Here is a 10,662-nt window from a genome sequence, read left to right as displayed (position 1 = left end):
GGCATGCGGACACACTTTTCTTTACTTAACCCTCGGCGTGGGTAATGGACAAAAAGTGTGTCTGACTCTCAAGATGGTGACTGGTGAGAAGCCAAAAACTACGGGCTGCAAATGTGAAACTGTATGAGTTTATGACACTTTCAGGCCATTTTTCGAGCCATTTTTGTCATAAACGTAGTCAGTAACTCGCATCGCCCCAACGCCGCCAGCCATAAACGTAGTCAGTAACTCGCATCAGTGACACTGGGGGAGAGGGGGGGCTTTACCCGGGTTTGGTGGGGAGAGCTTTTGCCACAGTCTAGGTTGCCCCGAGACCCGGGGCTGGATGTCAGTTTTCAACTTAAAATATCTGCCATGAACTGGCGATTTGCTTATGTTCAGCGCTGTTCTGTAGAGTAACAACTCGTGCACAGCGCTGGTAATCCAGAAAGTTGAGCACGGCATTTAAGGCCCTGTGGCGCAGTTGGTTAGCGCGCCGCCCTGTCACGGCGGAGGTCGCGGGTTCAAGTCCCGTCAGGGTCGCCACTTGATTAATTTCAAGTCTGGCCAGATAGCTCAGTCGGTAGAGCGTCCGCCTGAAAAGTGGAAGGTCAGCGGTTCGATCCCGCTTCTGGCCACAATTAATCCCCAGCCTGGAAACGGGCTGGGGATTCTTTGTTTTACCAGATGTTTGTCGCGGGGATCGTCGTAAAGCACAGTGCATCGAGCCGTGCGAAAGCCTTAAAGTGGGGGAAATTAAACCGCGTACACACCCTAGCGGATAGGATGTTGTGCATGAGTAAGGAATTCGCCTCAGCAGGAACGCTGTCCGACGATAAGACGCTGCCGTGGGTCGTGCGCATCTTCGTCTACACGGATGCTGAGGGCAGCCAATCGGCTGCTGAGAAGGTTCGTGGGGTGCTCGCGGAACTGATTCCGGATCAGGACGTCAACGTCTACGAGGATGCCATGCCCGATGTGGGGCGCACCTCTTCGCTCGCTGATTTGTGGGCGGAGGCCAACCCGGGCATGGATCCGGGGGATCGGAAGCGTTACCGCATCAGTGTGGTGGCTCCGGGGCTGTCTCACTGCGAAATGGCGGATCTGGCAGGCCCGCTCGCTGAGGCCGTCAGCCCGGGGTGGGCAGAGGGGGAGGCTGCGACCAAGGTCGCGAAGGGCGATGTCCCGTGCCGTGTCGCTGTCGGGCGTGCCGACGAGCACCCGGGCGAACCCCCGCTAGTGCAGAATTAACCAGAATTCGGAATTAATCCGAAGCGAGAGCTGTTATCTGGGTTACATCCTAAGAGTCGTTTGCAATGACGACGCTTCACAACCATGAGAGGGAAGTGATTCCGAAAATGGCACACACTATTTCGCATGATGAGGCCGGTCAGCGCTATGTTCTCACCGTAGAGGGAGAAGAGGCCGGCTTTGCCGCTTACACCCCGGTGGAAGGTGCCCTGGACTTTGACCACACGGTTGTAGATGGCAAGTTCCGTGGACAAGGCCTGTCCAAGCCGCTTATCGCAGGCGCGCTGGATGATGTTCGGAAGAACAACCGAAAGATTCGCACCAGCTGCTCCGCTGTTGCCAACTTCGTGGAGAAAAACCCGGAATACCAGGATCTACTGGCTGACTAGTCGCTGAAGGGCGAAGAACGCACAAAGAAGCCGGCCGGCTTTTGTATGTAGAGCTAGTTTTAGGGCGGGGCTAGATGAAGTCTCCGTCACCCTGGACGTACACCGCCGGATCGCACAACGGCTTGTGCTCTTCGGGCTTGGCAGGGCGTACGCGGCCCGGAATTCCTATCACGATGGAATCGGGTGGGCAGCTGTGGGTGACCACGGAGTTGGCGCCGATTGATGAGCCTGCACCAATTGTGATGGGGCCAAGGACTTTCGCACCTGCTCCGACGGTGACGTTGTCCTCCAGGGTGGGGTGGCGTTTTACCTTCTCCAGTGAGCGGCCGCCAAGCGTCACGCCGTGGTAGAGCATGCAGCCGTCACCGATCTCTGCGGTTTCACCAATGACGATGCCCATACCGTGGTCGATGAAGAACCTTCGGCCAATTTGAGCGCCTGGGTGAATCTCAATACCAGTCAGCCAACGGGAAAACTGTGCGAGTACTCGTGCAATGCCCTTGGAAATCCCGCCTCGTTTCCAGAGGCGGTGCGAGAATCGATGAATCCAGATTGCGTGTAGGCCGGAGTAGACAATGGCATTTTCTACATCACTGCGCGCAGCTGGGTCGTGCGCGCGGGCATTGTCCAGATCCTCTTTGAGGATTCGGAAAAAGTCACTCATGGGCGTCAATTCTATCTGGTCGGAAGTGTGGGCAATGCAAAAACCCGCTTGCCGACGGAAAGTGCCAGCTAGCGGGCTCTGCAGAGAAGGTTACGGGCGTTTATAGCGCTTGGTCTTAGTCGCGCAGATCCTCGTACAGGATGGAGGAGACGTAGCGCTCGCCGAAGTCAGGAACAATCACGACGATGTTCTTGCCCTCGGACTCCGGGCGGGCTGCAATCTCGAGAGCAGCCTTGATGTTTGCACCGGCGGAAATGCCGCCGAGGATGCCCTCGGCTGCAGCGACCTTGCGGGAGACCTCAATAGCGTCCTCGTTGGTAACCGCAATGATCTCGTCGAGAAGCTCCTGATCGAGAACCTCTGGGACGAAGTTTGCGCCCAGGCCCTGAATCTTGTGCGGGCCGGCGGTGCCCTCGGTCAGCAGCGGGGAGGCCTTCGGCTCAACGGCAACCAGCTTGATGTCCGAGTTGTGCTTCTTCAGCGCGCGACCAGCACCGGTAATGGTGCCGCCGGTGCCGACACCAGCCACGAAGTAATCAACCTTGCCGTCGGTAGCTTCCCAGATTTCTTCACCAGTAGTTGCCTCGTGGATAGCCGGGTTGGCCGGGTTGGCGAACTGGGAAGCCAGGATTGCATTGTCGGTGTTAGCTACGATTTCGTTGGCCTTATCGACAGCACCGCGCATGCCATCCGCGCCCGGGGTGAGTACAAGCTCAGCGCCAAATGCGCGCAGAACGACGCGGCGCTCCTGGCTCATGGTGTCCGGCATAGTGAGAATGACCTTGTAACCGCGGGCTGCGCCGACCATTGCCAGCGCGATACCGGTGTTGCCCGAGGTGCCCTCGACGATGGTTCCGCCCGGATTGAGCTCGCCAGAGCGCTCGGCGGCATCGATAATTGCGTTGCCGATGCGGTCCTTGACCGAGTTGGCAGGGTTGTAAAACTCCAGCTTGGCAATCACGTTGCCCGGCAGGCCCTCGGTAACACGGTTGAGCTTAACCAGCGGGGTGTTGCCGATCAGTTCAGTGACATCGTTATAAATAGTCATTAATCTTATCCATTCCGGAAATCACAGAGGACTTCCTAATGAGTTTTCGCGTGTAGCCGTAGTGTACGCCTGATCCTGCAATTAGTACAGACCAGTTCGTCTATTTCATGGCTTGCGTAGGGAAGTGGAAGCTGTCAGTTCCGGTGTTGCCACCGTCATAGTCGCCGCGGCCGGCGTCGTCGCAGTCGCACCGCTATTGTCGCAATGCTCCTGCTCTTGCCACGTTAACGCTATCTCATTGCCTTGCTCGTCCTTACCTCCATTGTGAGGGTAAAGAGCATTAAAGTTTCTTAGAATCCACTATTCTGAGACGTGATTTACAGTGCACGGGAATGCCTTGTGAATAGGCAGCGGCCCTCGCCACTGTGATTGGGTGCGATTGCGGCCCTTATCTGCACAGCGGTTATATGTGATAACCGAAAAACGCAGACAATGGACTCAGCGATTGCGGTGCTTCGTCGAAGCCACTCAGAGGGACTCAAACCTTTGGGGAAGGAGGCGAGGCATTAATAGAAGTGTGAAGCTTTCCTCAGCCCATCAGCCAGGAGACCGACTGTAAATCATCCAATTCGCGTCCGCGGATTGGCGGTCGAGCGGTGCTGTCGAGGTGAATAGCGCCGTAGAAAGATGATTTACATCATGCATATTGCTGAGGGATTTCTCCCAGTCGCTCATTGCATTGGGTGGGGTGTAGCTGCCGCTCCCTTTGTCATTCACGGCGCAATTCAAGTCAAGCGCACTATGAAAGAACATCCCGGTAGCGGCATGCTGCTCGGTGCTGCTGGTGCGTTTACCTTCGTGCTCTCCGCAATCAAGATTCCATCTGTGACGGGTTCCACTTCGCACCCGACAGGTACAGGTTTTGGTGCTGTAATCTTCAAACCTCCGGTGATGGCGCTGCTTGGCTCCATCGTGTTGCTCTTCCAAGCAATCTTGCTCGCTCACGGCGGCATTACGACGCTCGGTGCGAACATCTTCTCCATGGCAATCGTCGGCCCGTGGGTTGGCTACGCCTTCTACGTATTGACTCGAAAGCTCGGCGGAGGCCTACTACCAGGTGTGTTTATGGCAGCGTTCTTCGCTGACCTCTCCACCTATGTTGTGACCTCCATGCAGCTCGCTCTTGCACACCCGGCAAACCCGGGCGGTGTCGGCGGCGCTCTGGCTACATTCCTCGGCCTGTTCGCTATCACGCAGATTCCGCTGGCAATCATCGAGGCTCTGGTCACCGTCATTCTCATGCGCACCCTGCTGGCCGTGGCACATTCTGAGCTCCTCGATCTCGGCTTCCTGTCCCGCTTCGGTGATGCGCCAGCACCGGCGCTGGACGCAAAGGATGCAGACACCACGACCGACGCTGTCGCAGGATCTGCCACTTCGCAGAATGCGGCAGCTGCATCCGTATCCGGCCAGAAGCGGTAGCCGTCGTCAAGCGAAAAGAAGCGAAAGAGAGCACGATTATGAATGCAAAAAACAACGCGCAGATTGTCGACGCACAGGCAGCTAGCCAGCCGAAGAAGAACTCCGTGTGGGTCAGCGTTGGTCTCATTGTCCTGGTAGTCGTAATTGCCATGTTCCCGCTGTTCTTCAACTACGGGGACGACGACGCCGAGGAGCCGTTCGCCGGCACTGATGCCACCGCTACGGAGACAATTCAGGAAATCGACCCGAACTACGAGCCGTGGTTCGAGCCACTCGTCGGCGAGCTGCCGGGTGAGGTCGAGTCGGGTCTGTTCGCGCTCCAGGCCGTTATCGGTGCTGGCGTCCTGTTCTACGTTATTGGCTTCTACCGAGGGAAGGCTGCTGCGCGTTCGGACAAGCGCGAGAAAGAGCAGTGAATGCGCTAGAAGCTGCAGCGGCGCGCAGCGCTTGGGCACGCCGCAACGTGGGTGAAAAGATTCTGCTGCTCGGTGGGCTGCTGATTCTGGCGGTTGCGCTACCGCCAATTCCCTTTGCGCCTGTCATTGCGGTCATTGCTTGGTCTATTGCGTACATAGCCCGAGTGCCCCGCAAGCTGTATGTGGCAATGGTGCTGGCACCGGCGGCTTTTGTGCTCGTCGGCGCGTTTCCGCTTTTGGTAGCGCTTACTCCCGACGGTCTCGCGTGGTCGCCGGATGGCCCGCAGCGAATGGCGCAGGTTGTGATGCGTTCGTTTGCGGGTATCAGCTGCACGATGGTCTTTGCGCTGACCACTCCGATTTCGGAGCTCATTGCCTGGCTCGACAAGCACGGCTTGCCGCGATACTTGACGTACCTCGCCGAGGTGATTTACCGGATGACCGGCGTGCTGATTCACTCCGCACACTCGATGACGGAAGCGCAAGCACGACGCTTGGGACACTCCACGCGCCGGGCGATGATCCGAGATGTAGCGGCACAGTCCGCCAGCCTCTTTGTAATTGCCTTTACCCGCGCGCGCAAGATGCAAGAGGGAATCGAGCTGCGCGCCGATCCGAGCGCAATGAAAGTACTGGTGATTTCGCGGCCCAGGCAGCCGAAGTTCATCGCGATATCCAGTGCATTACTTTTGTCGTTGATTGCGGCCTGGGCGCTGCTGAAATGGGGTGTATAGGGATGTCGAGCAGCAGGAAAAATCGCGCTGATCACGTACATGGTGCCAACGGTGTCATTGTCGAAGCGGCTGCAGTTACATACGCTTACGACGAAACCCACGTTCTGAAAGGCGTGGATCTGGCAATTTCGGGTGGCGAGCGCCTAGCGCTGTTGGGGGCAAACGGTTCGGGCAAGTCCACGCTGTTGCGTATGCTCGCGGGAGCGTCTAAGCCCAATAGTGGTGAGGTCCGCCTTGACGGCACCGTCTACACGTACTCCCGGCACGGCCGCAATGCGGTCCGTCGCTCAGTGCAGATGGTCACGCAGGATCCGGATGAGCAAATCTTCGCGGCTAGCGTGTTTGCAGACGTCTCGTTCGGTCCCGTCAACCTGGGGCTTAAGAACGAGGAAGTCGAACGGCGCGTCCGGCAGGCTCTAGGTACCGCCGAGATCACCGATCTCGCCGAACGCGTTCCGCACCAGCTTTCCTATGGTCAGCGCAAGCGCGTCGCTCTCGCTGGTGCGCTGGCGATGCATCCGCGTGTGCTGCTTCTCGACGAGCCCTCCGCCGGCCTCGATCCGCAGGCGACCCGAAAGCTTGCACACACGCTCAATCAATTGCGCGATCAGAGCACTGCCGTCGTCGTCGCCACGCACGACATCGACTTCGCGTGGAATTTCGCCGATAGGGCAGCAGTGCTTGCCGACGGCAAACTGCGAGTTGGCTCCAAAGAGGAAATTTTGGCCGATCGACGGTTGGTCGAACATGCTCGATTGGCTTTGCCCTGGGCGCCCGTGGTCTCCAAGGCGATTGGGCGAGATGTGTGGCATCCAGAGGATGTTTAGGCGAGCGGTTTGGTTGGTGAATAGCTCATCGATATGTGCAGCTAAACCACGCTAAAAATGAGAAAAGCGCCCGCGGGCAGGGCGTAATGCCTATGAAAATAGGCCTAGAAATATAGGCGAAGCTGTCGCATTTCTTCGCTTCCATTTCACGTCACACCTGTCCGCGGGCGATCTCCGTGGCCGTGGCACTTTGCAGTGCCCTCGGCGCATCAGGCAGGTATTCGGACTTTCTGGCGTGACCGACAATAAGGGGATGACGACTGCCGCAAGCTTCAATGCTTACGTGCAGATCCTTATTATCAATTTTCCTACTTTTCGCCGCTTCCCAAGGTTGAAATAACCTCAGTGCCGTTGGCGAATTTTGTTCCAGATTACCGCTGCGGGACAGTTCCGGAATTGCACCGGATTCCCTCTTGCGTTTGCTGTGCACCACCTTCGGACAACCACGTGGAGGACGTAGCATTGAAAGTGGAACTCAACAAAACCTGTTGCATGTATGACAATAGCGCACGATGCAAAATAAGCGAAGGTCTTTTTCGAAAATGTCCGCATTGGGGGTAAAACGCCGTTCATTACCCTCTGTTATCAACATTCACGCAGTTTGTTAGCGGAAAAATAGCTACCCCCTGCCTTGTATTTATTCGGCCGAGGCGGGGCTAATGACAGGATTTATCCTGGTATTTTCTTTACGTACTTGTAGAGAAACCTAGTTGTTTCCTAAGATTGTGTGACGGATGCCTTAATGCAGGTGTACCCGTTCGGAGGGTACTATCTACTTTGTACGGTTTACAGCCCCCGAAAGGGTCAGTGGCCGCTGAGCGGTAGTTGGCCATTTCGTAGGAGTGTAAGTCGGCGCGAAGTCACAGGCTGATGGTGCCTCTGTGGGTGCCAGTGAAGCAATTTGCCCGTTACGCAGGAGGACGCGAGATGGATCCCCACCGCATTCTGGACGACAATGAGGTTATTAAGTCGTCCTTGGTCGCCCTAAAGAATGCGACTGGTATTCCGGTCACAATGTATGCGGAAGTCACCGATAACTCTAAGATGCAGATCAACAACTGGGTTGGCCTGCGTACTCCGGCCCTGCAGAATCTGACTGTGGAATCGGGTGCGGGTGTCGGTGGTCGCGTGTTGGCCACGCGCCGCCCGGTGGGTGTCAGTGACTACCTGCGCGCCAAGGTTATTACCCATGAGTATGACGACAAGATTCGTGACGAAGGCCTGCACTCGCTGGTCGCCGTGCCGGTGATCGTTTCGCGTCTTGTCCGTGGCGTGCTCTACGGTGGCGTGCACTCCTCGGTGCGCCTGGGGGACAAGGTTCTTGAAGAGGTCACAATGACCGCCCGTTGCCTGGAGCAGGACCTCGCTGTCGTCGATGCCTGCCGCAACATGGATCGTTCTGGCAACGGTAAGGGCGGCCGCATCATGAATGGCGCTGAGTGGGAGCAGGTTCGTTCCACGCACTCCAAGCTGCGCATGCTCGCTAACCGTGTGGATGACGAGAAGCTGCGCCAGGAACTCGAGGTGCTCTGTGACCAGATGGTCACCCCGGTTCGCGTCAAGCAGACCACCAAGCTGTCGGCTCGTGAGCTCGATGTTCTCGCCTGTGTCGCCCTCGGTCACACCAACGTCGAGGCCGCAGAGGAAATGGGCATCGGTGCCGAGACGGTTAAGTCCTACCTCCGCTCCGTAATGCGCAAGCTGGGCGCCCATACTCGCTACGAGGCCGTCAACGCGGCCCGTCGCATCGGCGCACTGCCGTAAACCGCTTGACGACGGTTCCTTTGCGTCCAAACCCGCGGGTATTGGGGTAGTCAGTTCTGCTACCTGACCCGCTACTTACCCCCTGCTTGCCGCTGGGCTTCGCGCTCACCACCGGGGATCCACTTAACGTCGTTTCCGTCATTGGCCACTCTCGAAAGAATAAACAGCAGGTCAGACAGGCGATTGAGATACTTCGCCGGTAGGACTGAGGTGGTTTCGGGAAATTCGCGGCAGGCAGCCCATGCTGCACGCTCAGCTCGGCGAGTAATCACCCGAGCTGTGTGTAGCAGTGCTGCGGCTGGTGTGCCTCCCGGGAGGATGAAGGAATCCAGTTTCGGCAGTTGTTCATTGAACTGGTCGCACCAGTGCTCGAGTCGCTCGATGTAATCCGGCTCGATACGCAACGGCGGGTACTTCGGGTTTTCTTCAACAGGTGTTGCCAGGTCGGCTCCGGCATCAAAGAGGTCATTCTGCACGTAGCGGATGACAGCCGAGACCTCGTCGTCAAGCGTGCCGAAACTGAGCGCCTGACCGAGTGCGGCGTTGGCCTCCTCGCACGTGGCGTAGGCGATAAGGCGAGAATCATCCTTGGGAACGCGGCTGAAATCGGATAATCCAGTGGTGCCGTCGTCGCCGGTGCGAGTGTAAATGCGAGTTAGATGAACGCTCATAGCTTCAAGCCTAAGCGCGATATTGCGAAATGTGGTTGGCTGGGGGAGTGGGAAATGAGCGATTTCTGGTTAAAGGCGGAGCGACGCTAAATGGTCAGGTTCAGATTTCCGGGGCGAAGAACTCGGTTCTGAAACTGATGGGTGCGGCGCTTCTCGCCGAGGGCACGACAGTACTGACGAACTGCCCTGAAATTGATGACGTGCCATTGATGCAAAAGGTCCTCGAAGGGCTCGGCTGCTCCGTTACGCGCGAGGGCGACCGGATTGAGATCACGGTGCCCGAAGAACTCTCGCATCACGCCGACTTCGATGCCGTGCGCCAGTTCCGCGCTTCGGTCTGTGTGCTCGGGCCGCTGACGGCGCGTACCCGTAACGCGATTGTCGCACTGCCCGGTGGTGACGCTATTGGTTCCCGCCCGCTGGACATGCATCAGGCTGGCCTGGAGAAATTGGGCGCGCGCACCTATATTCACCACGGTTGCGTGGTGGCTGAGGCGGGGCGACTCAAGGGGGCGAACATCAAGCTGGACTTCCCGTCCGTCGGCGCGACCGAGAATATTCTGACCGCGGCCGTACTAGCGGAAGGTACGACTGTGCTGGATAACGCCGCCCGTGAGCCCGAAATTGTCGACCTGTGCGAGATGCTCGTGGAGATGGGCGCCAAGATTTCGGGTGCGGGATCTAACACCATCACGGTTGAGGGCGTCGAGAAGCTGCACCCGACTGAGCACAAGGTCGTCGGCGACCGAATTATCGCAGGGACCTGGGCTTATGCTGCAGCGATGACCGGCGGCGATATTACGGTCGTTGGCATTAACCCTAAATACCTGCACCTTCCTCTGGAAAAACTGAAGAACGCAGGCGCTCAGGTCGAGACCTACCCGCAGGGCTTCCGCGTGCGTATGGACGGGCGTCCGCAGGGTGTGAACTACCAAACGCTGCCTTACCCTGGCTTTCCGACGGACATGCAGCCCATGGCCATTGCTCTGTCTGCGGTGTCCGAAGGGACGTCGGTGCTTACCGAGAACGTTTTTGAGTCGCGCTTCCGGTTTGTCGACGAGATGATTCGCCTCGGCACTGACGCGACTATCGATGGTCATCACGTGATGATTCGCGGAAAGGAAACGTTGAGTTCGGCACCTGTGTGGTCTTCGGACATTCGCGCCGGAGCGGGACTAGTGCTTGCTGGACTGTGCACTGAAGAAGGTGACGTCACTGAGGTGCACGATGTCTATCACATTGATCGCGGTTACCCGGGCTTCGTAGAGACACTCAATTCTCTTGGCGCATCGGTTGAACGGGTTAGCTAGTGATTGTTGGCCTCTGGTCAGTGGCTAACGGCTAAGCGCACGGTGCTAGTTAAACACGCGGTGCGGAAAACCATCGCAAGTCTTCGGTTCTGGATGCTTCAGAACCGTAGGGAGTGATTCTCCAGTGGTGGCTTGTGGTGGTTTTCTCTATTTTACCTGGGGTTTTGTGTCTTTGGTGGGGTGTGTG

The 10,662-nt window shown here is 57.4% G+C and carries 11 protein-coding genes, 2 tRNA genes and 2 riboswitches; of the genes, 10 read left to right on the top strand and 3 right to left on the bottom strand.

All coding sequences use genetic code 11. The annotated features are described in order from the left end of the window. Positions 1–448 precede the first annotated feature (448 nt). From HMPREF3053_RS10800 to HMPREF3053_RS10785, 4 genes are all read left to right on the top strand, one after another. A tRNA-Asp gene (locus HMPREF3053_RS10800) sits at positions 449–525 on the top strand. Positions 526–544: 19 nt separating this feature from the next. After that, positions 545–617: transfer RNA gene (locus HMPREF3053_RS10795), tRNA-Phe, on the top strand. A 157-nt stretch (positions 618–774) separates the two neighbouring features. After that, positions 775–1,230 (top strand): hypothetical protein, encoded by a 456-nt coding sequence (locus HMPREF3053_RS10790; protein WP_070767705.1) that lies wholly within the window; start codon positions 775–777, stop codon positions 1,228–1,230. Positions 1,231–1,337: 107 nt separating this feature from the next. Beyond that, entirely contained in the window at positions 1,338–1,619 is a 282-nt protein-coding gene (locus HMPREF3053_RS10785; RefSeq protein ID WP_042388192.1) for a GNAT family N-acetyltransferase, read from the top strand. A gap of 70 nt (positions 1,620–1,689) precedes the next feature. Here the strand turns inward: HMPREF3053_RS10785 and epsC are convergent, their stop codons facing one another. Next, a complete protein-coding gene (gene epsC / locus HMPREF3053_RS10780) occupies positions 1,690–2,283 on the bottom strand; it encodes a serine O-acetyltransferase EpsC (protein ID WP_070439056.1) in 594 nt (197 codons plus the stop codon). 115 nt (positions 2,284–2,398) lie between these two features. Beyond that, positions 2,399–3,331, bottom strand: a complete 933-nt coding sequence (gene cysK / locus HMPREF3053_RS10775) for a cysteine synthase A (RefSeq protein ID WP_070767704.1) — start codon at positions 3,329–3,331, stop codon at positions 2,399–2,401. A 303-nt stretch (positions 3,332–3,634) separates the two neighbouring features. After that, a riboswitch (cobalamin riboswitch) is annotated at positions 3,635–3,904 on the top strand. A 66-nt stretch (positions 3,905–3,970) separates the two neighbouring features. On the opposite strand from cysK, the gene HMPREF3053_RS10770 reads away from it, so the two are divergent. From HMPREF3053_RS10770 to ramA, 5 genes are all read left to right on the top strand, one after another. Continuing rightward, entirely contained in the window at positions 3,971–4,753 is a 783-nt protein-coding gene (locus tag HMPREF3053_RS10770; protein WP_083317250.1) for an energy-coupling factor ABC transporter permease, read from the top strand. Between the two features lie 38 nt (positions 4,754–4,791). Continuing rightward, complete coding sequence (locus HMPREF3053_RS10765) at positions 4,792–5,169, top strand: energy-coupling factor ABC transporter substrate-binding protein (RefSeq protein ID WP_049173058.1); 378 nt, start codon at positions 4,792–4,794, stop codon at positions 5,167–5,169. Next, the gene (cbiQ, locus tag HMPREF3053_RS10760; RefSeq protein ID WP_049190262.1) at positions 5,166–5,903 is read left to right on the top strand and encodes a cobalt ECF transporter T component CbiQ; all 738 of its coding nucleotides are present in this window, start codon (positions 5,166–5,168) and stop codon (positions 5,901–5,903) included. The genes HMPREF3053_RS10765 and cbiQ overlap by 4 nt, the downstream gene beginning before the upstream one ends. 2 nt (positions 5,904–5,905) lie before the next feature. Beyond that, positions 5,906–6,730: an energy-coupling factor ABC transporter ATP-binding protein gene (locus HMPREF3053_RS10755; RefSeq protein ID WP_070767702.1), complete on the top strand. Its 825-nt coding sequence runs from the start codon at positions 5,906–5,908 to the stop codon at positions 6,728–6,730. A gap of 194 nt (positions 6,731–6,924) precedes the next feature. Next, positions 6,925–7,182: riboswitch (cobalamin riboswitch) on the bottom strand. A 475-nt stretch (positions 7,183–7,657) separates the two neighbouring features. Further along, positions 7,658–8,494 (top strand): acetate metabolism transcriptional regulator RamA, encoded by an 837-nt coding sequence (gene ramA / locus HMPREF3053_RS10750; protein ID WP_005511953.1) that lies wholly within the window; start codon positions 7,658–7,660, stop codon positions 8,492–8,494. Between the two features lie 71 nt (positions 8,495–8,565). Here ramA and HMPREF3053_RS10745 read toward each other — a convergent pair whose 3' ends face one another. Beyond that, on the bottom strand, positions 8,566–9,165 hold the full coding sequence (locus HMPREF3053_RS10745; RefSeq protein ID WP_049190259.1) for a cob(I)yrinic acid a,c-diamide adenosyltransferase: 600 nt from the start codon (positions 9,163–9,165) through the stop codon (positions 8,566–8,568). 47 nt (positions 9,166–9,212) lie between these two features. Between HMPREF3053_RS10745 and murA the strand changes: the two genes are divergently transcribed. Next, complete coding sequence (murA, locus tag HMPREF3053_RS10740; protein WP_224433880.1) at positions 9,213–10,475, top strand: UDP-N-acetylglucosamine 1-carboxyvinyltransferase; 1,263 nt, start codon at positions 9,213–9,215, stop codon at positions 10,473–10,475. Positions 10,476–10,662: the final 187 nt, after the last annotated feature.

Source organism: Corynebacterium sp. HMSC064E07, assembly GCF_001815745.1.
Taxonomy (GTDB): Bacteria; Actinomycetota; Actinomycetes; order Mycobacteriales; family Mycobacteriaceae; genus Corynebacterium; species Corynebacterium jeikeium_D.
This window is presented reverse-complemented; position numbering and strand designations above follow the sequence as displayed.